Below are 22993 nucleotides of genomic sequence, written 5' to 3'. Positions count from 1 at the left end.
TTACGCCGCCGTACAAGATCACTCCGTACATGCTCTATCCCTCCTTCGTTGCTGGTGCGGCGTCATCGCTGACTCCGCTCGTCTCGTCCCACACGGTTTCAACGGCCTGGGTGTTGGGTGCCACGATGTCGAAACCGTGCGGTTCCATACCCTTCTTCGGGGTGGCCGCGACCACGACGAAGAACACGATGAGGTTCGTCACGAGGCCGACCGCGAGGCCGAGGATGCCGAATGGTTCGCCAAGCGGGCCGTTCCACAGCCAGGTTGCGAGCAGACCCGCGACCATCGCGATCGGTCCAGCCAGGCGGTGGCGGATGTCGAAGAGAACGCCAAGCAGCAACGGCACGATGACCGTAGGCGCCCAGGTCGAGAAGTACACCATGAGGATGTCAATGATGTTGGGGAACGACAGCCCCACGATGAGTGCGACCACACCGATGATGAGGTTCATCACCCGCTGGAAACGGAGCCGTGTGTGATCCTCGATCTTGCGGCGCCCGCCGAGCGTCCAGAGGTCACGCACTACGACGACCGTGGTGGAGTTCAGGAACGAGGATGCGCTCGACATGATGATCGCGATGAATCCCGCGACGAGCAGCCCGGTGAATCCTGCGGGGATCACACGGTTGATCAGCTCTGGCATCGCTGCGTCAGAAGGAATCGTCGGGTCGAGAGCGCGTGCAAGAATGCCGCCGGACGAGGTCGTGAAGAGGAACACGATGCCGAAGATTCCGGCGTAGATAAATGCCTTGCGTACCGTCTTCGTGTTCGCGCCTGCGAACGCTCGCTGCGAGTACGGCTGGATGAGAGTCTCACCAAACACGAAGCCGATGAAGAGGCTGATGAAGAAGCCCAGAGACTTGTCGCCCGTGACGGTGAAGAACTCCGGCGGCACGCTTGCCACGATCTCTGCGGGTGTTCCCACCGCGCGAATCGCGACCAGAATCGCGACCGGGATCGCGACCGCGAGCACCGCGAAGTGGATCACGTCGGCGCGCACATCGGACCACAGACCGCCCGCCGTTGAGTAGACGATCACGATCAGCGTGAGGACAATCGCGCCGATCGTGAAGTCAATCCCGGTAAATACCTCGAGGATGGTGCCCAGCGCACGGATCTGCGCTCCGAGAATTGCCGCGCACACCACCATGGAGATCAGGCCGGTGAACACACGAGCGACGACACCGTAGTGATGCTCCATCACATCGCCCACGGTCTCCGCCGCGTATCGACGGAGACGCGGCGCCACCCAAATACCGACCGCAATCGTGGCGAGCGGGAATCCGAGCAGCGCAAAGAAATAGGTGTATCCCTCACGGAACGTCGCTCCTGCCGCGCCGATGGCGAACGATCCGCCAATATAGCTCGCCGCGAGGGTGGCGGTGACGATTCCTACGGGCAGCGACGATCCGGCAACCGCGAAGTCGCGGCCCGTCTTCACCTTCTTCAAACCCGCGAGCCCGATGAGCACAATGATCACGAGGTAGCAGGCAACAATGACCCAGTCGATAACTGTCATGATGAGATTCTCCCCGTCGAGATCTCAGTGCAAATGTCTGCGAACACGTTTCCTCCTTGTAACGCCTTCTTGACTCTGGCAGAGCAGCGTCGCTCTGCCACTGCGGGCCACGGCCGATCAGCCGTGGCCCGCTCCGGTGGGCACGCGCGGGTGCAGCGTGCCGGTGACTACGCCGAAATGGCGATGGTGATGTTCTTCACGTTGGTGAAACTCTCGAGCGCGCCGTCGACGGAGTACTCCCGTCCGAGCCCGCTCTGCTTGTTCCCGCCGTAGGACATGCCGGGAAGCTGACCGCCACCGCGGTTCACTTGAATCCAGCCGGCCTCGAGCCGGTTCGCGGTGCGCAACGCAGTGGAGACATCCTTGGTAAAGATGTAGCCAGCGAGCCCGTAGTCGCTGTCGTTCGCCCACTCGAGCACTTCTTCCTCGTCGGACCAGGGGATCACGACGAGGACCGGCCCGAAGACCTCCTCACGCGTGACCGCCCAGTCAGCCTGGGCGCCCAGAATCACGGTCGGGGCGACATAGTAACCGTCACGATCGGCCGGATTCGAGACCCCACCTGTTGCAAGCACGCCGCCAGATTCAACGGCGCCTGCGATGTAGGAGAGCACAGTGGCGTGCTGGTGCTCGTTGACAATGGCGCCAATATCGGACGCCTCATCGAGTGGATCCCCGACGCGCAACGTCCCGAGCGCGTCAACGAGCTGAAGGACGAACTCGTCGATGATGCTCTCGTGCACGTAGAGCCGCGACCCCGCGGTGCACGACTGCCCCTGCCGTGTGAAGCGCATCGCGTTGATCACGTTCTGCACTGTTTCCGCGTCGTTTGAATCCGGGAACACGATCGCCGGCGACTTGCCGCCCAGCTCAAGCGTGACGGGAGCAATCCGATCGGCCGCCGCCGCAATGATGTCCTTGCCCACGCCAGTGGATCCGGTGAAGGTGAGCTTCGAAACGCGGGGGTGGCGGGCTAGCGCGGCGCCCGCCACGCTGCCCGAGCCGGTGAGTACGTTGAGCACGCCTGCGGGCAGGATCTCGTTGGCCCACTCCGCCACTTTCAGCACGGCGAGCGGCGCGAGATCGGCTGCCTTCAGCACAAGCGTATTGCCCGTCATCAGCGCCATCGCGATCTTCAGCGAGGACAGCGTCACCGGGGCGTTCCACGGCACGATACCGCCGACCACACCAATCGGCTCGCGCACCGTGTAGCTCAGCAGTCCATCACCAAAGGGCAGTGTCTCCCCCTTTTGCTGCGAGGCGACCTCGCCGTAGAAGCGGAAGATGTCCGCACCAGACGCAGCTTCGCCACGAGCCTGTGTGCGGAGCGCGTTCCCCGTCTCCGACGCGATCAACCGAGCAAGCTCCTCCTGGTGCTCAGCAATCTTGTCGCCAATGGCGAGGAGCAGTCTCCCGCGATTGCGGGCGGGCAGACGCCCCCAGGTGGCGAAGGCTGCGCGCGCTGCGGCAACGGCGTCATCGACGTCTCGCTCGTCCGATGCGGGAACGAAGGCGAGGGTCTGCTTTCGGCCGGGGTTTTCGACGGCCGTCCACTCACCACTCTGTGCGCCCTTCCACTCACCACCGATGAGCTGGGGAACCTCGGGGGCGGTCGCCTCGTCTGCGTCAAGCGCTGTCCGAACAATCATGCGTGTGCTGCTTCCTTCGTCTGGAGTCGTGTGCCGGTGAAGTCTTCGTAGAACTCGACCACGCTGGTGAAGTCCTTCCCGCCGCGACCATCACGGTGCCCAATGCGGAATAGGTCGCCCACCACGTTGGAAACCGGTGTGGGCAGCTCCGTGCGTGCGGCAGAGGTGAGGAACAGCTTGATGTCCTTGAGCATGAAATCGAGAGCAAAGCCGGTGGGGCGGTCTTCGGTGAAGAGTGTCCGCGGGAAGTAGCTCGACAGCACGTGGCTGTTCGCCGAGCTGGTCGTCAGTACACGCGCCGCCGTATCGAGGTCGACGCCCGCTGAGACGGCAGCGCTGAGTCCCTCACCGAGAGCCGCGATGTTGATGGCGGTGATGATGTTGTTTGCCAGCTTGATGGCCTGCCCGCTGCCCGATTCGCCGACCAGGAACACGTTGCTGGCGTAGGCCTCGATGACCGGACGGGCACGATCAAACGCTTCGGCGTCTCCGCCTGCCATAACCGCGAGCGTTCCTGCTTCGGCACCCTGGACGCCTCCGCTCACGGGAGCATCCAAGTAGGTCACCCCCACGTCTGCGGCGCGTGCAGCAAGCTCACGCGAGGTCTCTGGGTCGATCGTGCTGTGATCGATGATGATGGTGCCGGGCCGAGCGCCCTGCAGCACGCCGTCATCCCCAGCCACAACGGCACGAACGATCGCTGGCGATGGCAGGCTGAGAAATACAAGCTCCGCGTTCTGTGCGGCTTCGGAGGCCGAACCTGCAGCGGTGGCGCCCTGCGCGACGAGCGCCGCAACCGCTTCGGCGTTGAGGTCAGACACGGCCACGCCATGCCCCGCTGCGAGCAGGTGCGGAACCACCCGACTGCCGATATTTCCGAGGCCGATGAAGCCCAGCTGTCCTGCCACGATGTGCTCGCTTTCGTCTTTGAGAATGGGGCCTGCAGAGTCCTGTCTCGGCCGTTCGCCTCTGAGATTAGGGAAGTTGCCGCGGCGAAACGCACGAGAAGTGTTGACGATTCACTACCGGAAGTTCGACAATTGTCGAAGCGTGGGACGGGGCCCGCCTGTGCCCCACCACCTCCCCGACGAAAGGGCCTCAGCCGTGCAGCAGCGGGAACTGGACGAAGTCGTCTCCCTCGTATCCGAAAGCACCGGCAGAAACGTCTCGCTCGACGACGTCGCCGGTCGCGTCGTGGCGTACAGCACGATCGTGCCGACCACGGATCGCGTGCGAATCGACGCTGTGCTCTCGAAGTCAGTGCCCTCCCACGCAAAGATCTGGGAATCGAAGCACGGCATCAGCACACGCACACGGCCCTTCACCGTGCCAGGCGATCCCGAGCACGGCCTGCTGCCCCGGATCTGCATCCCACTACTCGTGCGCGGGGTGCGCGTCGGCTACCTCTGGGTGCAGGCGAACAGCGCCGAGGACACGTTGGCTCCGCTGCTCGCCGAGCTGGAGCAGCGGCACAGCGAGACGGAGCGGCTCGCCGAACGGGTGCTCCTCGCGCTCGGCACACCGAGCGGAATCGCCTCGGCGGCGAATCGGGACTTCCAGGATCTGGTGAGCGGGCAGGGCGATGTCGTCCATGAGGAGCTCGCCGAGCGCATGCGCCCCGATCGCGATACGCACCTGATCGTGTTTTCGAGCGCTGCGGCGCAGAAGAACGCTGAGACCCTTCCCGCGCTGGCCTACGCGCATGCTCTGCAGGATGCTGCCCGGGCCGTCTATGCAGCGGCCTCTCCGCTCGAAAGCCCGGAGGTTGTCGGCTTCAGCACCGATCAGCACGGCGTGTTCCTCATTCCGAACCGGAGCCTCATCGGGCCGTTCGCCGAGCGACTGTCCATCGCCCTCGAACTGCGCACCTCAGCGCGGCAGGAACGCGAGGTCGCCTACGGTGTGAGCGCGCCCATCAGCGAGGCTTCGGAGCTGCGCCTGGCGTATCGCCAGGCCGTCACGGCGCTCCAGGCGTCCGTCGTCGACCCCGCGCTCACCACGCACCGCTTCGACAACGTGGGCATCTACCGGCTCCTCGCGCACGCGGCGACGGCGCATGTGCCCGAGCGGATCCAGCGCATCGCCAACGCACCCGAGGGTGAGGAACGGCTGCGGATCCTGGAACGGGTCTACGACTCTCCCGGCACCATGCAGCGGGTCGCGGACGCACTGCACATGCACCGCACGAGCATCTACAACCACCTCCAGCGCATCGCCGCGATCATCGACGCGGATCCGCTGGACCCGCTCGTGCGACTCGAGCTCCATGCGGGGCTCAAACTCCGCCGCTGGCTCGACCGGCCCCGCTTCGAAGCCCCGCTCGGCACCCGCTCAGCACCCCAGGTGTTCTGATCCCCCTCCCCTACGCCCCGAGGCGGCGATAGCGGTCGTGGCGGCGCAGCCGGCGGTGATCTTCGTTCTGCAGCTGCAGTCCCGAGAGCTCCTGCGCGATCGCGTCGCCCATCCGTCGGCTGAAGGCCTCCGGTTCGTCCGCCGCGTCCGGGTGCTCCGCGATCACGCGGTCCACGATGCCGTGTGCGACGAGGTTTCCGGTCTCAACGCCCTGCTGCGCTGCGAGCTCCGGCGCGTGCGCCGTGTCCCGGTGCACGATGGCCGAGGCGCCCTCGGGCGGCAGCGGCGAGAGCCATGCGTGCTCCGCCGCGAGCGTGCGGTCCGCGGGGAGCAGCGCAAGCGCGCCGCCGCCCGTGCCCTCGCCGAGCAGGATCGAGAGCGTGGGCCCGCGGTGCTTCGCGAGGTCCGCGAGGCAGTGCGCGATCTCGGCGGCGAGCCCGCCCTCCTCGGCCGCCTGCGAGAGCGCTGCGCCGGGCGTATCGATCACGGTGATGAGCGGCAACTGGAGCTCGTCGGCGAGGCGCATCGCGCGGCGGGCGGCGCGCAGCGCCCCGGGGCCGAGCGGGGCGCGTGTGCGCTGGGAACGCCGGTCCTGGCCCACGACGACAGCGGGAACGCCGCCGAAGCGTGCGAGGCAGAGCGTGAGCCCGGGATCGCGCTCCCCCTGTCCCGTGCCGGAGAGCGGCACGACATCGGTCGCGGCCGTGCGGAGCAGTTCGCGGAGGCCCGGGCGGCGCGGATCACGCGTCCTGATGATCGATGCCCACGCATCCGCGGATCCTGCCGGACGCTCGTGCGCGGACCCCGGCGTCTCCGCGAGTTCGACGAGCTCCTGATGCGTGGGACGCTCGAGGATTCGGAGTGTTCGTCCCACCACGTCGCGGAGCTCTCGCGCGGGGAGCACGCCATCGATGAGGCCAAGCCGCGCGAGATTTTCAGCGGCCTGAACGCCTGAAGGAAATGTCTCGCCCATGAGCGCCTCATAGACGCGCGGGCCGAGGAAACCAACGAGTGCCCCTGGCTCTGCGACCGTCACCTGCCCAAGGGATCCGAAGGAAGCGAGCGCGCCTCCTGTCGAAGGGTGACGTAAGTAGACGAGGTAGGGCAGGCACGCCGCCTTATGGGCAGCAACCGCCGCAGCGATCTTGACCATCGCTACGAAGGCGACCGTGCCCTCTTGCATCCGGGTTCCCCCAGACGCGGGCGAGGCCAGCACGGGAAGCCGCTCGGCCGTCGCCCGCTCCAGGGCACGCACGAAGCGCTCGGCGGCCGCGGTGCCCACGGAGCCTGCGAGGAAGCGGAACTCGCAGGCGATGAGTGCGACGCGGCGACCGTCGACGAGCGCCTCGCCCGTGAGGATCGACTCGTCGGCCCCGCTCCGCTCCGCCGCGGCCGCAAGCTCGGCGCGATACGCATCGCCGAGCTCCGGCTGCTCGGGCGGGGTGTCCCAGCTGACGTAGCTTCCCGGATCCGCGATGAGCTCGATCAGCTCGCGCGCGGAGCGCCGCTCGGCGCTCACGCGCTCGCCCCCGTCGCGGCGGGCACTCGGTCAGCGGTCTCCTCGAGCCAGGCGCGGATCTCGTCGCCGTGCTGGTCGAGCGTGGGCGGGGCGGTGTGCGCCGTGCGGGCGCGCTCCGTCTCACCGTCGCTGTCGACATCGAAGAAGCGCAGCGCCGGCCCGGGCAGCGAGATCGCGCCGAGCGCGGCGTGGTCCACCTCGACGACGAGCCCCTGCGAGCGCACCTGATCCCACGCGTACACCTCGGGCAGGCTCCGCACGCGGCCCGCGGGGATCCCCGCGGCCGCGAGCCTGGCGAGGAGCGGCTCCGTGTCGCTGTCCGCGAAGGCCGCCTCGACAGTGCGGATCGTCTCCGCGCGCGCGGCGACCCGCTCGGCGTTCGAGCCGAAGCCCGGAGCGTCGGCGGCGATCCCGAACTCGGCGCAGAACGCCTGCCAGAGACGCTCGCTGCCGACGCTCATCTGCACCGCGCCGTCCCGGCAGCGGAAGAGCCCGTAGGGCGCGATCGAGGGGTGGTGGTTGCCCTGCGCGAGGGGCCGTTCGCCGGCGACCGTCGCGCGCGTGCCCTGGAACGCGTGGACGCCGACCACCGAGGAGAGCAGCGAGGTGCGCACCACGCGGCCGACGCCCGTGCAGGCACGCTCGACAAGGGCGGCGAGCACGCCGACGACGCCGTGGATCCCGCCGAGCAGGTCGGCGATCGGCGTGCCGACCCGCTGCGGGTCGTCGGGGCGGGAGCCCGTGAGCGACATAAGTCCAGCCTCCCCCTGCACGATCTGGTCGTACCCCGCGCGGCCGCCCTCGGGGCCGTCGTGCCCGAAGCCCGTGATGGAGAGCTGCACGAGGCGCGGGTTGAGCTCTGCGAGGCGGGCGGTGGAGAAGCCGAGGCGGTCCATCACCCCGGTGCGGAAGTTCTCGATGAGTACGTCAGCGCGGGCGAGGAGCTCGGTGAGCACGGCGCGGCCATCGTCGCTCTTCAGGTCGAGGGCGATCGACTCCTTGTTGCGGTTGCAGGAGAGGAAGTAAGTGGAGTAGTCGGCACCATCGGCGCCCGTCACGAAGGGCGGCCCCCAGGAGCGCGTATCGTCACCGCCGGCCGGCGCCTCCACCTTGATGACGCGCGCGCCGAGGTCCCCCAGCATCTGCCCGGCGTGCGGGCCCGCGAGTGCGCGCGACAGATCCACCACGAGCATCCCATCCAACGATCCCTGGTTCATAGCTCCGACCCTTCCTTCCTGCTGACGATGTCGCTCACGCGCGCGGCGCGAGGTAGTGCCCGATGGCGGCGACGGCCGCGCTCACTCCCGTGCTGAGCGTCGGCTCGAGATCGGGGAGAAAGTGGGGCGAGTGATTCACCGGCGGATCGACCGTGCCCGCCGCGAAGCCGCCGAAGAACCAGTAGACGCCGGGCACCCCGATGCTGTCGGGCAGGGTGCCGAAGTCCTCGGACCCCATGGCTGGCGGGATCCGCAGCACATTCCCCGCGCCGAGCTCGCGTTCGAGCACGGCGCGCACGGCCTCCGACTCCCGCTCGTCGTTCGTGAGCTGCGGGAAGCGGTAGATCTCCTCGATCGTGGGCCGCGGGGCGCCCGAGGCCTCGGCCTCGGCGTTGACGATCCGCGTGATCGCGCCGAGCACGTGGGCGCGGATGTCCGTGCCGAGGGTGCGGATGTTCAGGGTGAACTCAGCCGCCGCGGGGATGATGTTCTCCTTCAGCCCGGCGTGGAAGGTGCCGCACGTGACCACGGCGGGCGACTGCGGCGGCAGCTCGCGCGAGACGATCGTCTGCAGGCGGGTGACGATGTGGGCGCCGAGCACGATGGGATCAATCGAGTCCTGCGGCTGCGATCCGTGCGACTGCCTGCCGTGTACGGTGACGCGCAGCGAGTCGGCCATCGCCATCGCCGGGCCCGTTGCGAGGGCAACGCTGCCCGCAGGGGCCGCAGGGAAGACGTGCTGCCCGAGCACGACGTTCGGGCGGGGCGCACGCTCCCAAATACCGTCAGCGACCATCGCAGCTGCACCGGCCGCGGTCTCTTCCCCGGGCTGGAACACCCAGACAACCGTGCCGCTCCACTCACCCGTCTGGCGGACGAGGAGCGCGGCAGCGGAGAGCGCCGCGGCGACGTGCGTGTCATGCCCGCAGCCGTGCATCACAGGTACGACGGTGCCGTCGTCGAGGGTGCCGGTGGCGGTTGAGCTGTAGTCGGCACCGGTGTCCTCCTGGATGGGCAGGCCGTCGGTGTCGGCACGGAAGCCGACGACGGGCCCGTCGCCGTTGCGGAGAATCCCGACGACGCCCGTGCCGCCACACCGAAAATGCTCGATACCGAGTTCGGAGAGCCGGGCTTCGATGAACTCAGCTGTGCGGTGCTCTTGCATCGACAGCTCGGGCGTGCGGTGCAGATGGCGGTAACTCTCGTGGAGATGCTCCCGCTCGGAAGCGGTGAGGTGAGTGGTCAGCATGGTCTGGTCCTTTCGAAGGGGCGACGCCGCGCTAGTTGACGAGAGCTTCGTCCTCGGCATGCGGGGTGCTCGCACGGTCCCGGATGACGAGCGAGAGGACAATGGAGAGGAGCACCACGATCGCGGTCGCGAACATGCCGAGCGCGGGCGCGACGGGAACCACGACAAACTGCATGATGAGCGCCAGGGCGATCGCGATAATCGTGGGGCGGAGCTGCTTCATCGAGACGATGGCCTGCACGAGCACGGCACCCATGAGCGAGGGAAGGATGTACAGTCGCGCCACCTCGATGAGATCGGCAGGGATCACGGAGACGAGCCAGCTACCGAGCACACCGACAAAAACGAGCAGGCTCACGAGGTGGACGGTTGCCGCTCCACAGATCGCCATGACCGAGGCGAGGTCGCCGCGACGTGATCCGGGCTTCGCGCCGATGCTCGACTGCGCGACGATCGCTGCGGGCAGCAGCTTGTTCGAGATATTGCCAATCATGAAGGCCTGGTACATCGCCGCTGAGCCGAGGATCGGGTAATAGGTGACGGGCTCAACGATCCAGAACACGCCGAAGGTCGCAGCCACCGCGACGAACGCGGTGAGCACCATCGGCCAGCTGAGCCCGAGGTCGGTGAAGAAGAACAGGTAGAAGGGGCCGGCGAGCGAGAGCAGCAGGCCGAGGACCATCGTCGCCGAGCCGTAGCGGCTCGTCTGGCGATCGAATCGGTCCATCGCGGCGTCGGCGGTGGCGGATGCAGCGGGGGCAGTGGTGAGTTCCATGGCGATGCTCCTAAGCGCTTAGGCGGCGACGGGGGTGTGGAGGAGGAAGGCGACGAAGAGGGCGACGAGGATCGAGAAGCCGAGCGCCCACTCCTTCAGCCATTTGAGCTGCAGCAGCTTCGCGATGAGCAGGCAGAGCGCCATCACCCCGGCGGAGATGAGCACAAGAAGCAGGTGCAGGGACGACTTGCCCGTCTCCGCGACGGCGAGCATCGAGAAGGCGCCGAGCAGCGCGGCGGCGGGGATCAGAGCCATGACGGCGGGGTTGCGCTTGCCGAGGGTCTGCGAGCCGCGCTTCAGGATCGGGGTGAGGAGCAGCGTGCAGAGCATCCACATGCCGCCCGAGAGGCTCATCGCCATAAAGGCGACGGCGAACACCTGCTGGGTGTAGCTGTCCGCGCCGAGTTCAGCGCCCATGCTCGTCGCGGCGATCCCGGCGGAGGCCGTCTCGGTCGCGGCCGAGCCGATGAGCCCGATCCGCACGAGCACGGCGGGGGTGCCGAAGAGTGCGAGCAGCGCGATCGCAACGAGCACGACGGCAAGCGAGGGCCCGATTGAAGCGACCGCACCGGCTCGGTACGACTCGCGGATCTCCTTGAGCGGCATGTCGATCCCCGCGGCCGCTGTGCGGGCGGCGCGAATGTACAGGAAGGTCTGGACGAAGATCACCCCGAAGACCCCCAGGGCGAACACCCAGAGGATCGGCGAGTTCGCAATCGCCCAGATGTCGGTGGATCCGGGGTCCGCAAATCGGTACGGCGCAGCTGTCGGCATGTTGTGCTCCTTTGCATCTCATGCGATCAAGACGAGAAATCTTCCGATCACCCTGCGGGAGAAGCCTGCCCGCCGACAAGGGCCTGGGCGAATCGGCCACGGATGTGGCGGGTCCCCCCGTTCCGATACTTTCCCGACTTTCCGCTTCGTGCGCCGCGCGAGTTCCGGCAGGGTGGGGGCATCCGCATTTCAACGGCGAAAGGCACCCGATACTGATGGATATCCAGAACCTGAGCGCGGTCGAGGTCACTCACCTCATCCGCCGCCGCGAACTCTCGGCCCGCGAAGCGCTTGCGAGCCACATCACCGCGATCGAGCAGCGCAACGCTCCAGTGAACGCCGTGATCACGACCGATTTCGAGCGAGCCACCGCGCTCGCGGCCGAGGCCGACGAACGCACCGCGCGTGGGGAGCCGACGGGCATCCTGCACGGCCTCCCGATGACGCACAAGGACACGTTCAACACGGCCGGCCTGCGCTCCACGCAGGGCTCCCTCGCGCTCGAGCACCACACCCCCGAGCACGACGACCTACAGATCGCGCGGCTCTCAGCGGCGGGGGCGATCCGCACGGGGAAAACGAACGTTCCCGAGTTCGGCGCGGGTTCCCACACCTTCAACGATCTGTTCGGCACAACCACGAACCCCTACGCCCCAGACCGCTCGGCCGGTGGCTCTTCAGGCGGCGTTGCCGCGGTCGTAGCGTCACGCATTCAGCCCTTCGGCGACGGCTCGGATATGGGCGGCTCCCTCCGCATTCCGGCGTCCTTCTGCAACGTCTACGGGCTGCGCCCCTCCTACGGGGTGATCCCGATGGAGGGCGCGACGAACGCGTTCACCTGGCTTGCACGCTCCGGTCCGATGGCACGAAGCGTGGAAGACCTGGCGCTCTTCATGCGCGCGAGCACGGGACCGACGGAGCTCCCGAATCCGAGCCCGCTCACGCCTGCTGATTTCGGCACGCCACTCCCGAATCTGCGCGGGGTGCGCATCGGCTACAGCTTCGACTTTGGGATCGGCATGCCCGTCGAAACCGAAATCGTCGACGTGCTCCGTGAGCAGCTGCGCGTCTTCGAGGAAGCAGGCGCGATCCTCGAAGAAGCGAGCATTGATTTCTCCGACGCTGATGAGGTCTTCCAAGTGACCCGCGCCTACGATTTCGCGACGGGGATCGGACCGCTCCTCGCCGAGCACCGTGACGTGATCAAGCCCGAGGTGATTTGGAACGTGGAGACCGGGCAGCGACTGAGCGCCGCCGAACTGATCTCAGCGCAGGCTGCCAGGACGCGCCTGGAGGCTGCAACGCAGGCGTTCTTCTCGCGATATGACGCCTTCCTCAGCCCCGCGGCGCAGGTGCTCCCATTCGATGCGAGCTGGCGCTGGCCCGCGACGATCGCGGGCGTCGCGGCCGAGACCTACCTCGACTGGATGCGCTCCGCGTGTGTTCTCTCCGCGACGAGCTTGCCTGTGATTGCGATGCCAGGCGGCTTCACCTCCGCTGGCCTTCCCGTCGGGTGGCAGCTCGCCGCGAATCACTACCGCGACCCGCAGCTGCTGCAGTGGGCGGCCGCGTACGAGCAGGCCACTGGATTCGCGAAGCTGAGCCCCGAGGAGGTCGCACAGCGTCGCTAGACTACAGCTGCTCGCTTCTGAGCACGACCGGTCAAGGAGGACTGCGAGATGGCCGCACCTGGGCTCAACCACCTGCAGCAGCGGATCGTAGCCGCACTCCAGGTGGACGGTCGGGCCTCCTGGCGGAAGATCGCGGAGGCGCTCGGCGAACCCGAGCGTACGGTCACGCGACACGGCTCAGACCTCCTGGAGAGCGGCCGTGTCGTCGTCGCCGCCGTGACGCACTACGAGCACCAAATGATCCTCGCGTGCGAGAGCACCGCGGGCACCGCGCTGCTCAGCAGCGAGGCGCTCGCGCAACGCCACGACGTGACGTTCTGCTACCTCACGACGGGGCGCGCGGAGGTCGTGGCAGAGATCGGGTACCACGACAATCTCAGGGAACTCCTCACGCTCCAGCTCCCCGCGACAGCCGGGCTGAGAAGCTTCGCGGCTTTTCCCGTGTTGAAGTACTTCAAGACGATCCGCGGCTGGCGGAGCGGAGCACTCACACCAGCCGAAGAACAGACGCTCCTCGCGCGCACGGGGCATGACCGCACGGAGTGGACGCTCCCGGAGACCCGTGGGCCGAAGGACGACGAGATCCTGCGCACGCTGCGGGAGGACGGCCGTGTGAGCCTTGAGGCGCTCGCCCGCCGCACGAAAATGAGTGAGACCTCGGTGGCCCGTCGGCTCGAATGGCTGCTCGGATCAGGCCAGTGCTCGATTCGAGCGCTCGTCGAGCCCGCGCTCGTCGGCTACCCCGTCGAGTCAATGCTCTGGGTGCAGGTGCCCCCGCACCGCGTCGAGGCGCTCGGGCAGCAGCTGAGCGCGTGGCCCGAGGTGCGCTACGCCGCCGCGATCACGGGCGACTACCAGCTCGTGCTGAACCTCACGGCAGCCACGCACGCCGAGCTCTACGCCCTCCTCGCGCACCCTGTGTGGTCGAGCGACGTCACGCATCTGCGCACCGACCTCATCGTCGAGGCGCGCAAGCGCGGCGGCCGGCTACTTCTTGATCGTCTTCCAGAGCATCTGTCCGAGCACGAAGGCGAGGAGCAGGGAGAACGCGACATTCGACCAGAACGGCGGGATGTGCGTCGCGATCACGGAGCCGAGCGGCGAGAGCACGCTCGCCGCGATGCCGAGGATGGCGGCGGCGCGCAGGTCGACGTTGCGGCGGCGGGCATTGCCGATTGTGCCCGAGATCGAGCCGGGGATGAGCATGATGAGCGAGGTACCCTTCGCGATGAGGTCGCTCGCCCCGAAGAAGAACATGAGCACCGGGACGACCACCACACCGCCGCCGACGCCGAGCAGCCCGGAGAGCACGCCCGTGACGAGTCCAGTGACGACGAGCAGCACGATGATGAGCGTGCTCTTCTCGATCTCAGCGTCGCGCTGCGGCACGACGAACCACAGGCTCACCACGACGGCGGCGAGGAAGCCCATGAAGAGCCAGCGCAGGAAACCGGTGGGCACCCGCGAGAGCAGGTAACTGCCGATCTGCGCACCCACGATCACCCCGGCCGCGAGCGCGATTGCGGTGATCCAGTCGACATTTCCCTGCACCGCGTAGCCGATGCCGCCGACCACCGCGGCCGGCAAGATCGCGGCAACAGAGGTGCCTGCGGCGAGTCGCTGCTGGAAGCCGAGGAACATGACGAGCATCGGGACGAGCACCACGCCGCCGCCGATGCCGAAGACGCCGGAAAGGAGTCCGGTGAGGGCGCCGAGCAGGGCAAGGACGATAAAGCTGGAGCGGGGAGTCTGAGTCATGGAGCGTCGATTCTGGGAGAGCGTGTGCGGGGTGCGGTGGGGTGCTGCAGGCCTCACGGCCTGCTCGCTCAGCCCGGCGCCGGCACGACGATCGCGGAACCATCGGAGCGCGGATCGCTCGCGGCTTCGTACCCAGCATCGGTCACGCGAATCAGGTTCGAGTGGCCGAGGTCTTCCGTGTACGGTGCGACCTCGGTGATCACGAAGCCCGCCGCAGCGATCGCGTCAAGTGCCTCCTGCGGCACGTCAGACTCGGCCATTACGCCCACGGGCCCGATGCCGCGCCACTCTTCCACCATCCATCGAGGGGCGTGCGTGGCCTCGTGGGGCGATGCACCCGCGAGGGATCGCAACAAGAGCTGCGTGTGGATCTGCGGTTGCGCCGCGCCACCCATCGTCGCGGGGACCCATGCAAGCTCGTCACCTCGCAGAATGAGCACGGGCATGAGCGTGTGGCGCGGCCGCTTTCCCGGTTCAAACGCGTTCGGTGAGGCCGCGTCCAACGAGAACGAGGTGCCCCGGTTCTGAAACAGGATTCCCGTCTCGGGCTCAAGGATGTGAGCACCAAAGCTCCAGTACACGGAGTTAATGAAGGAGACGGCCCAGCCGTCCTCACTCACCGCAGCAAAGCCGACCGTGTCGCCGCTCGCCTTCGCGGCTCCCGCAGCAGGGAACTCGGGGGCACGCATTGCGACGAGTTCTTCACCTGTGGCACCACCAAAGGTGGGGTCGGAGAGGTGGCTCGCTCGGATCGCGTTCGCGTCGCGGAACGCGCGCGCAAGATCGCCCGCGCCGGCACCGAGCGGATCCTCGATCCCCGCGGCAACCTCGTTCAAGGCTCGGAGCAGCATGAACCCCGAGGTATTCGGTGGGCCGGTGAGGACGCGCACATCGCCGAAGGTACCCTCGAGCGGCTCGGCCCAGAACCCTTGGTAATCGATTGCGTCCTGCTTCGTGATCTTCGAGCCGAGTTGCTGCAGGCCAGCGATCCAGCGATCCGCGGTTTCTCCCTCGTAGAATTCAGCTGAGCCACCCGCCGCGATGCGCCGCAGAGTCTCCGCGAGCGCAGGCTGCGCAAGGGTCTCGCCTTCGGCGATGGGGTCGCCGTTCGGGTAAAACACGGCACGCGCGCCGGGATCCTGCTCGAGCGTTGCCCGATCGTCGGTGAGCGCCGCAGCAACGGAGCGGGAGTTGGGAAATCCCTCCTCAGCATGCCGAATCGCGGCCTCAAAGTGCTCGGCCCAGGTCCGGGTCGCTCCGTACTCGTGCAGGGAGTTCCAGCCACAGACGCCACCGGGCACGGTGACCGTGTCGATTCCCCGCAGCGGCAATGCCTCGCCGTGCTTCTCGCGGAGCGCAGTGAGTGTCTGTGCGGCAGGCGCAGTGCCCGTGGCGTTGAGGAACCGGACTTCACCGTCCGGGCTACGCACGAGCGCGACGAGGTCACCACCCAGCGCCACGTTGTTCGGGTACACGACACACAGTGTCGCAGCCGCGGCAAGCGCGGCATCGACTGCATTGCCGCCGGCGGCGAGTGCCGCGGCCCCGGCTTCCGTTGCCAGGTGGTGAGAGGTGGAGATGGCGCCGCGTGGGCGCGCAGGGGTGGAAACCATCTTAGGAACCTCCTGGCTTGCCGACCGCCTTCGCGATCTCCTTACTGATGTCGAGTACGTGCGCGCGCGCTTCGTCTTCTGCACGCGCACCGTCGCCGGAGGCAATTGCCTCGTAGATGCGACGATGCGCCACGCTCGATGCCTGCCGCCGTGCCTTGGTCTGATATCGGCTTGCACGGCTCGGTGCAATCTGGTTAGCGATCTGCTCATTGATCAACGAGAGCAGCGGGTTGTGCGTATATTGCGCGATGGCCTGATGGAACGCGCGGTCGAGCTCGGCGTACCGTTCTTTCGTCACATCGAGCTCCATCGCTTTCACGAGCTCCTCGAGCTGCGTGAGGTCTCGGGGCTGCGCACGCGCCGCGGTGATGCGCGCGATTGGGGGCTCCACGATAGCTCGCAGCTCCATGATGTCCGTGAGTTCGGTGCGTATCGCTGAGAATGCCTCGAATACCTCCTCGGAGGCGCTCGCCGCTTCTCCTGGGGCGAGGATGATCGTTCCTCTGCCGGGTTTCCGGTCAATCAACCCCCGGTTCTCAAGCTCGCGCAAGGCCTCGCGAATCGACACACGTGACACGTTGAGCAACTGCGCGAGTTCGCGCTCCGCGGGAAGCTTCTCGCCAGGCGTGAGATCCCCTTCAAGGATCAGCCGCTCAAGGTCGACCGAGAGCCGGTCGGGTACCGAGAGCGTTTCGCTCCGGCTCATCGAACCCCAGTCCATTTCGTCCACCAATCTCGTTCACATGCCGCCCGCGCACCACCGCGAAAACCGCAGCGGCACTACTCGCCTTCGGCCTCAGCGCTTTTGCCGAAGTAGGCCTCGTGCAACCGCTCGTCCTCAAGCATCACACGTGCATCCCCACCGCCGGAGAGCGTTGCCGTCTCCATCAGATACCCGCGATGGGCGATAGAGAGCGCCATCCGAGCATTTTGCTCGATGAGGAGCACGCTCGTGCCCGCGGCGTTGATCTCACTAATGATCTCAAACATTTGCGCCACGATCTTCGGGGCGAGACCCATCGAGGGCTCGTCGAGCATCAGAAGCCGCGGCTGCCGGATCAGCGCCCGCGAGAGCGCAAGCATCTGCTGCTCCCCACCGGAGAGGGTCGCCGCCACCTGGTGCTTCCGCTCCTCCAAACGGGGGAAGCGCGCGAACACGTCCGCGATGCCCGCCGGAAGGTTCGTCCGCGCGCCCCAGTGCGCCACCTGCAGGTTCTCGAGCACGCTCATGCGGCCAAAGATGTGCCGCCCCTCAGGCACGAGCGAGAGTCCGCGTTTCACGCGCTGCTCCGCCCGGAGCCCCGAGATCGAGTCGCCCGCGAAGCTGATCCCGCCGCGGTGCTTGTTCAGCCCCGCGACCGCGCGCAGCAGGCTACTCTTCCCCGCACCGTTCGCGCCGACCACGACCACGAGCTCGCCGTCGTCCACGTGCAGGCTCGCATCGAGCACCGCGCGGACCACGCCGTAGCGCACGTTGAGTTCGTCGACTTCGAGCATCTTCATGCTGCATCACTCCCCAGGTAGGCCTCGAGCACGGCAGGGTTTGTGCGGATCTCCGCAGGGGTGCCATCGGCGATGATGACCCCGTGGTCGAGCACCACGATCCGATCCGAGACCCCCATGAGGAGATCCATGTCGTGCTCGATGAGGATCACGTCGATGCCGTGCTCCCGGATCCGCGCAATGAGGGTCGCGAGGTCGCGCGTCTCGCTCTCGTTGAGACCGGCCGCCGGCTCATCGAGCAGCAACACACGCGGCCGGGTCATGAGCGCCCGCGCGATCTCGACGCGGCGCTGCTGATACGCGTCGAGGGAGGACGCCCGCCGATCCCGGAACTCCCAGGCGTCTACGAAGGCGAGCACCTCCTCCGCCTCGGCAACCGTGACCCGTTCCCCGCGCCGCACGAACGGGAAGGGAGACAGGAACTTCGGCACGAAGCCGGCGAGGCGCGAATGCCCGCCCACGAGCAAGTTCTCGAGCACCGTCATGTCCCAGAACAGACGCACCGTCTGGAACGTTCGGGCGATCCCGCGGGTTGCCACGGCGTTCGATTCGAGGCGCTCCGTGCGCTCTCCGCCGAACTCGATGGCCCCGGACGTGGCGCGCGTCACCCCCGAGATCGCGTTGAGGAGTGTGGACTTTCCGGCACCGTTCGGCCCCATAAGCCCGAGCACCTCGCCGTGGCGAAGATCGAAGGAGACGGATTCGAGGGCGGTGAGGCCGCCGAACACTTGCTTCACCTCGCGGATGCGCAGCACCGGCTCGCCCGCCGCCAGAGCAGGCCCCGCAGTCTCGGCGGGGGTGAGCGTCCCGGCGGGCGGCAGCTGGCCGCCCCGCGCTCGAGTGAGCTCGAGCCGCTTCGACACGATGCCGCCTGGACGGAGGATCATGAGCACCACGACGATGAGGGCGAGAATGCCCGTGCGGAACTCGGGGTGAGCCTGGATGAGCGGGATGTCTTTCGCGACCGCCTGGAAGAAGATCCAGAGCACCGCGCCCGTGATCGGACCCCAGAGCGTCCCGGCACCGCCGAGGATCACGAGGCTGAGCACGATGAAGTTGTCCTCGAGGGTGAAGCTGTCGGGATTCACGAACTGGTTCATGTGCGCGAAGAAGACCCCAATCACGCCCGCCGTCGCGGCGCCCACCACGTAGGCGAGGAGCTTGTAGCGGCGGGTGCGGATGCCCATCGAGGAGGCGACGAGCTCGTCCTCCCGGATCGCGACCCACGCGCGGCCCACCGGCGAGGCGATGAGCGAGGCGAGGGCCACAACCAGCAGCACCACGACCACGAGAATCACGTAGTAGGTGGTTGTCGGAGGCACGGCGCCGCCGCTCAGGCTGAGCGAGGGGATATTGCGGATGCCCACCGCGCCGCCCGTGAACTCGGTCCAGTTGATTGAGACGATTCTTACGATCTCACCGAACGCGAGCGTCATGATTGCGAGATAGTCGCCGCGGGCACGAAGCGTCGGGTAGCCGATAATCGACCCCGCAATTCCGGCAAAGACTATGGCCGCGACCACGCTGATGGGGAGCACCCAAGCCAAGGCAGCGGGGTTCTCTGCGAGAAGCGGCCCAAACGTGCTCACGGTGAATATCGCTGCGGTGTAAGCCCCAACGATGAAGAAAGCGATGAAACCCAGATCGAGCAGGCCGGTGAGGCCCACGAGGATGTTCAGGCCAGAGGCGAGCGCCACGTACACGAGCGCGAGCGCTGCGACGCGCACCCACTTGTCGCCCGGGAGGACGAACGGGGCGATGAGGCCCAGGATCAAGAAGATTCCCGGCCAGATCCAGCGGCTCAATCCAAGGTCTGGCTTGAGCACAACGATGGGTGTGGTGTGTGTGTTTGACATGGTTAGACCTTTTGCACCTCACGACGGCCGAGCAGGCCCTGCGGGCGGAGCCACAGGATGATCACGAGGATCCCAAACGCGATGACATCTCGGTACGCGGATCCCTGGGGAACGTATGCGGCGGCAAGCTCTTCGCTGACGCCGAGGACGAGGCCTCCGACAAAGGCACCTGGAATGCTCCCGATCCCACCCAGCACGGCCGCAACCAGTGCTTTCAGGCCAGGCAAGAACCCCATTGTTGCCGCGGCGAAGCCGTAGCGCTGCGAATACAGCAGACCCGCAATCGCGGCCATCGCGGAGCCCAGCACGAAGGTCGTGGAGATGACTCGGTCGACACCAATGCCCATCAGCCGAGCTGCGTCCTTGTCCTCGGCGGTGGCTCGAATCGCGCGTCCGATTGGCGTGAAGCGAATGACAGCCCAGAACGCCAGCGTAACGAGCACGGCAACCGCGAGCACAACGGCATCGATTGGTTGGACCCTCGCGCCCAAGATCGTAAGGGGCGGGCCCAAATCCGGTCGTTGGACCGGCACCTGAGCGGCTCCGAAAAGGAAGGTCGCAATCGCTCTGAGCAGCATTGATACCGCAATTGCCGTGATGAGCATCGACAAGATCGGCGCGCTTCTCAGCGGTCGATACGCGATCCGCTCGATCAGCCACCCGATGAGCGACCCCACAATCACGCCGATCAGGATCGCTAGCCACGCGGGCAGCGCTGCGCTCTCGACTGACTGTCCAGCAATCATGCTGTTCGTCTGACCCGCAACGAGAGCTCCAAAGGCCCCAAACATGAAGATCTCGCCGAAGGCGAAGTTCACCATGCCGAGCACACCGTATACAACGCTAAAGGCGACGGCAAGCAGGCCGTAGATGCCGCCGACGGCAAGTCCATTGATGATTTCCTGCATCACATGTCTCCGTATTCTGTGGTGAGGAGGAGCAGCGTCTGTGGGGCGCCGCCAGGCGCCCCACAGACAACTACTCCGTAATCACAACGAACTTTCCGTCCTCAACGCGCTGGAAGGTCAGCTCCCCGACACGGTTGCCTTCGTCATCGAAGCTGATCGTGCCTGACGCCCCCGCGTAGCCGTCGGTCTTGCGAATCGCGTCTGCGACCGCTGCTCGATCCGTGCTTCCCGCTTCAGTGATGCCCTCGGCCGCGATGTATGTCGCGTCGTATGCAAGGGCCGCCCATGAGCTCGGATCCTTGTTGTACTGAGCCTGGAACGCTTCGACGAACTTCGCCGACTCTGGCCGCGGGTCGCTCGCCGAGAATGCGGCGTAAACCTCGACGCCCTCGGCGTTCGCCCCTGCGAGGTCAAGGAAGAGCGGACTCGCCGCCCCGTCTGAGGCGAAAATGGGAAGGTCAGAGCCAGCGTCACGAACCTGGTTGACGATCTTGCCGGCCTCCGTATAGAAACCGCCAATGAACACCGCATCCGGCTGGTCCTTCAGGGCCGCATCAACCGTGCTCCCGAAGTTCACTGTACCCAGCTGGTAGGCCTGAGAACTGGTGACAGTTCCGCCGGCGGCTTCAAACGCTTCGGTGAAGGAGTCAGCCACTCCCTTGCCATAGTCATCCTGCTGGTACAGGATCGCGATCTTCTTCACTCCCCGGTGTTCGGAGATGAAGCTTGCGGCCTCAGCACCCTGGTAGGCGTCGGTGAACACGGTGCGGAAGAAAATGTCGCTCGCGCCGCTCAGTTCGGGTGACGTAACCGCCGCCGCCACGATCGGCAGCCCGCACTGCGTGTAGATCGGGAGCCCGGAGAGTGCGACGCTCGAGAAACTGAACCCCAGTACCGCCGGGATCTCAGAGTTGTCGCACATCTCCTGGGCGATCACCGGCCCATTGGCCGGCTTCCCTTCGTCATCAACGACCTCGGTCGTGAGGTCACGGCCCAGGACGCCCCCGTCGGCGTTGATCTCAGAGATGGCCAGGTCAATGCCCTCACGCATCTCGAGCCCGTAGCTCGCGAAGTCTCCAGACAGCGTTGCGGTGTACCCGATCGGGATCGCCCCGTCGGCGCCCCCTTCTCCCCCTGTGCCGGAATCTCCCGACGAGCAGGCGCTCAGCGCGATCAGCGCTGCGCCCGCGGTCAGCGCCAGTGCGGCGCGTCTCCTGTAGCTCATGATCCTCACGTCCTCTGGTCGAACGATCAGTCGATCGTCTCGATCGTCATCCAGTTCTCGAAGCAGTGGTTCGCAGCGAGAGACGTCACACCGATCGTGGCACGACCGCCGAGGCCAAACTCCTCGCCGAACACGTCGCGGAAGAGGTCCGTCGCTCCCGAGGAAACGAGGTTGACGTCAACGAAATCGGGGGCCGCCACCACGAAGTTCAGCGAGTTGACCAGGCACTTGACCTTGTCAAGCGAACCGAGTGCCAGGCGCATCGTGCCGAGGCAGTTGAGCGCGGTGCGGCGGGCAGCCTGGTACCCCTCCTCGATCGTCACGTCTGCGCCGAGCTTGCCAGCGTGAATTGGCTGGCCGTTCTTTCCCAGCGCGTCCTCGACGTGGCCGGACAGGAACAGCAGATTCCCTGTCTTGTGGAACGCCTTCATCGAGCCGTAGTAGGTCCCGTGGTAGCCGCCCTGGCTGTAGTCGGGAATATCGAGACCGAGCTCAGCGACACGGGCTTCAAACGAAACAGACACCATTATCTCCTTCATAAATCTCTTCAACTGTGGAGCCGGTCGTGGCGAGAACTTGGTCTGACCAAATGACCGACTGACGATGATGCTATCAGCGAAAGTTCGCCAGAGAGAAGCGTGGGATTGACACAAAGATCACGCAGTGAACTTGGAGCACAGCTACAAGTGGGCGCCACAAAACCCCTGATGGGGGCACACGTCCAGCGTTATGAACCATGTGCCATTGCAACGCCGCGAAAGTTTCGATGTTCCGAGAAGCAGAAACGGGTGTGGCCCGGACGAATTCGTCCGGGCCACACCCGTTTCTCTCGCTCCGCGCAGACGGAGCGATCACGTTACTGAGGCAGGAGCCCCAGGTCTTCGAGGCCGATCGCGTAGCGGTACTCGTAGCCCGCAGCCTCGATGCGCTCCTTGGCGGGCGCCTGGCGGTCGACCACCACGGCGACTGCAGCGATCTCCGCGCCGACCTTTTCGAGCGCCTCGATGGCCTGCAGCGGGGAGCCGCCCGTCGTGGACGTGTCCTCGACCACGATGACGCGCTTGCCCTGCAGGTCCGGGCCCTCAACCTGGCGGCCACGGCCGTGATCCTTCGGCGCCTTACGCACCACGAAGGAGTCGTACACCTCGCCGCGCGCGACACCCTGGTGCATGATCGCGGAGGCGATCGGATCGGCGCCCATCGTGAGACCACCAACCGCAACCACACCGTCAACATCGGCGATCAGATCCAGCATGACCTGGCCGATCAGCGGTGCTGCACGGTGATCCAGGCTCAGCTTCCGCAGATCGATGTAGTAGGTAGCCTTCTTGCCACTGGTCAGCGTGAAGTCGCCGTGAAACACGGCCTCGCTGGTGATGAGGTCGATGAGCTGTTCGCGCGCGGTCGTCATACCGCCAATTCTAGTGGGCGGTTGCCGGGACGGC

Annotated in this window: 20 protein-coding genes and 2 pseudogenes; 4 read left to right on the top strand and 18 right to left on the bottom strand. The window is 66.4% G+C overall.

Going from position 1 to position 22993, the window contains the following annotated elements:
- Window positions 1-34: 34 nt before the first annotated feature.
- From ACR81A_RS01500 to ACR81A_RS01490, 3 genes are all read right to left on the bottom strand, one after another.
- A complete protein-coding gene (locus tag ACR81A_RS01500; protein ID WP_202382404.1) occupies window positions 35-1519 on the bottom strand; it encodes a sodium:solute symporter family protein in 1485 nt (494 codons plus the stop codon).
- A gap of 167 nt (window positions 1520-1686) precedes the next feature.
- Window positions 1687-3168 carry an aldehyde dehydrogenase family protein gene (locus ACR81A_RS01495; RefSeq protein ID WP_440312354.1) on the bottom strand — a complete coding sequence of 494 codons (1482 nt, stop codon included), beginning with the start codon at window positions 3166-3168 and terminating at the stop codon, window positions 1687-1689.
- Window positions 3165-4076 (bottom strand): NAD(P)-binding domain-containing protein, encoded by a 912-nt coding sequence (locus ACR81A_RS01490; protein ID WP_202382406.1) that lies wholly within the window; start codon window positions 4074-4076, stop codon window positions 3165-3167. The genes ACR81A_RS01495 and ACR81A_RS01490 overlap by 4 nt, the downstream gene beginning before the upstream one ends.
- A 196-nt stretch (window positions 4077-4272) precedes the next feature.
- On the opposite strand from ACR81A_RS01490, the gene ACR81A_RS01485 reads away from it, so the two are divergent.
- On the top strand, window positions 4273-5520 hold the full coding sequence (locus ACR81A_RS01485) for a helix-turn-helix domain-containing protein (protein ID WP_202382407.1): 1248 nt from the start codon (window positions 4273-4275) through the stop codon (window positions 5518-5520).
- A gap of 10 nt (window positions 5521-5530) precedes the next feature.
- On the opposite strand, the gene ACR81A_RS01480 is transcribed toward ACR81A_RS01485, so the two are convergent.
- The 5 genes from ACR81A_RS01480 to ACR81A_RS01460 are packed head-to-tail and all read right to left on the bottom strand — an operon-like array spanning window position 5531 to window position 11054.
- Complete coding sequence (locus ACR81A_RS01480) at window positions 5531-7039, bottom strand: carboxyl transferase domain-containing protein (RefSeq protein ID WP_440312353.1); 1509 nt, start codon at window positions 7037-7039, stop codon at window positions 5531-5533.
- Window positions 7036-8256 (bottom strand): CaiB/BaiF CoA transferase family protein, encoded by a 1221-nt coding sequence (locus ACR81A_RS01475; RefSeq protein ID WP_440312352.1) that lies wholly within the window; start codon window positions 8254-8256, stop codon window positions 7036-7038. The genes ACR81A_RS01480 and ACR81A_RS01475 overlap by 4 nt, the downstream gene beginning before the upstream one ends.
- A 34-nt stretch (window positions 8257-8290) precedes the next feature.
- On the bottom strand, window positions 8291-9505 hold the full coding sequence (locus ACR81A_RS01470; RefSeq protein WP_440312351.1) for an amidohydrolase: 1215 nt from the start codon (window positions 9503-9505) through the stop codon (window positions 8291-8293).
- A 31-nt stretch (window positions 9506-9536) separates the two neighbouring features.
- Entirely contained in the window at window positions 9537-10280 is a 744-nt protein-coding gene (locus tag ACR81A_RS01465; protein WP_440312350.1) for a hypothetical protein, read from the bottom strand.
- Window positions 10281-10298: 18 nt separating this feature from the next.
- Window positions 10299-11054 carry a DUF5058 family protein gene (locus tag ACR81A_RS01460; RefSeq protein ID WP_025134435.1) on the bottom strand — a complete coding sequence of 252 codons (756 nt, stop codon included), beginning with the start codon at window positions 11052-11054 and terminating at the stop codon, window positions 10299-10301.
- Between the two features lie 215 nt (window positions 11055-11269).
- Here ACR81A_RS01460 and ACR81A_RS01455 point away from each other — a divergent pair, with 215 nt between their 5' ends.
- Together ACR81A_RS01455 and ACR81A_RS01450 are read left to right on the top strand one after the other, a co-directional pair.
- Entirely contained in the window at window positions 11270-12685 is a 1416-nt protein-coding gene (locus ACR81A_RS01455; protein ID WP_202382412.1) for an amidase, read from the top strand.
- 48 nt (window positions 12686-12733) lie between these two features.
- Window positions 12734-12844, top strand: a pseudogene (locus tag ACR81A_RS01450) (AsnC family protein); the annotation flags it as partial.
- Window positions 12845-12862: 18 nt separating this feature from the next.
- Here ACR81A_RS01450 and ACR81A_RS01445 read toward each other — a convergent pair.
- Window positions 12863-13216 carry a hypothetical protein gene (locus tag ACR81A_RS01445; RefSeq protein ID WP_440312349.1) on the bottom strand — a complete coding sequence of 118 codons (354 nt, stop codon included), beginning with the start codon at window positions 13214-13216 and terminating at the stop codon, window positions 12863-12865.
- Here ACR81A_RS01445 and ACR81A_RS01440 point away from each other — a divergent pair.
- A pseudogene (locus ACR81A_RS01440) lies at window positions 13127-13588 on the top strand (Lrp/AsnC family transcriptional regulator); the annotation flags it as partial. The gene ACR81A_RS01445 and the pseudogene ACR81A_RS01440 sit on opposite strands and share 90 nt — an antisense overlap.
- An 84-nt stretch (window positions 13589-13672) precedes the next feature.
- Here the strand turns inward: ACR81A_RS01440 and ACR81A_RS01435 are convergent.
- The 9 genes from ACR81A_RS01435 to pyrE all read right to left on the bottom strand — a co-directional run bounded on the left by ACR81A_RS01435 (window position 13673) and on the right by pyrE (window position 22959).
- Window positions 13673-14443 carry a sulfite exporter TauE/SafE family protein gene (locus tag ACR81A_RS01435; protein ID WP_025134438.1) on the bottom strand — a complete coding sequence of 257 codons (771 nt, stop codon included), beginning with the start codon at window positions 14441-14443 and terminating at the stop codon, window positions 13673-13675.
- A 68-nt stretch (window positions 14444-14511) separates the two neighbouring features.
- Window positions 14512-16056 carry a gamma-glutamyltransferase family protein gene (locus ACR81A_RS01430; protein WP_440312348.1) on the bottom strand — a complete coding sequence of 515 codons (1545 nt, stop codon included), beginning with the start codon at window positions 16054-16056 and terminating at the stop codon, window positions 14512-14514.
- Between the two features lies 1 nt (window position 16057).
- A complete protein-coding gene (locus ACR81A_RS01425; protein ID WP_237462676.1) occupies window positions 16058-16762 on the bottom strand; it encodes a FadR/GntR family transcriptional regulator in 705 nt (234 codons plus the stop codon).
- A gap of 74 nt (window positions 16763-16836) precedes the next feature.
- Complete coding sequence (locus ACR81A_RS01420) at window positions 16837-17559, bottom strand: ABC transporter ATP-binding protein (RefSeq protein ID WP_440312347.1); 723 nt, start codon at window positions 17557-17559, stop codon at window positions 16837-16839.
- A complete protein-coding gene (locus tag ACR81A_RS01415; RefSeq protein ID WP_202382416.1) occupies window positions 17556-19415 on the bottom strand; it encodes a branched-chain amino acid ABC transporter ATP-binding protein/permease in 1860 nt (619 codons plus the stop codon). The genes ACR81A_RS01420 and ACR81A_RS01415 overlap by 4 nt, the downstream gene beginning before the upstream one ends.
- Before the next feature lie 2 nt (window positions 19416-19417).
- Window positions 19418-20323 carry a branched-chain amino acid ABC transporter permease gene (locus ACR81A_RS01410; protein ID WP_202382417.1) on the bottom strand — a complete coding sequence of 302 codons (906 nt, stop codon included), beginning with the start codon at window positions 20321-20323 and terminating at the stop codon, window positions 19418-19420.
- 70 nt (window positions 20324-20393) lie between these two features.
- Window positions 20394-21548: an ABC transporter substrate-binding protein gene (locus ACR81A_RS01405; protein ID WP_440312346.1), complete on the bottom strand. Its 1155-nt coding sequence runs from the start codon at window positions 21546-21548 to the stop codon at window positions 20394-20396.
- A gap of 26 nt (window positions 21549-21574) precedes the next feature.
- Window positions 21575-22072: an Atu1372/SO_1960 family protein gene (locus tag ACR81A_RS01400; RefSeq protein WP_202382419.1), complete on the bottom strand. Its 498-nt coding sequence runs from the start codon at window positions 22070-22072 to the stop codon at window positions 21575-21577.
- Window positions 22073-22404: 332 nt separating this feature from the next.
- On the bottom strand, window positions 22405-22959 hold the full coding sequence (pyrE, locus tag ACR81A_RS01395) for an orotate phosphoribosyltransferase (protein ID WP_202382420.1): 555 nt from the start codon (window positions 22957-22959) through the stop codon (window positions 22405-22407).
- Between the last annotated feature and the right edge of the window lie 34 nt (window positions 22960-22993).

Source organism: Leucobacter chromiireducens, from assembly GCF_051993095.1.
Taxonomy (GTDB): Bacteria; Actinomycetota; Actinomycetes; order Actinomycetales; family Microbacteriaceae; genus Leucobacter; species Leucobacter chromiireducens.
This window is presented reverse-complemented; position numbering and strand designations above follow the sequence as displayed.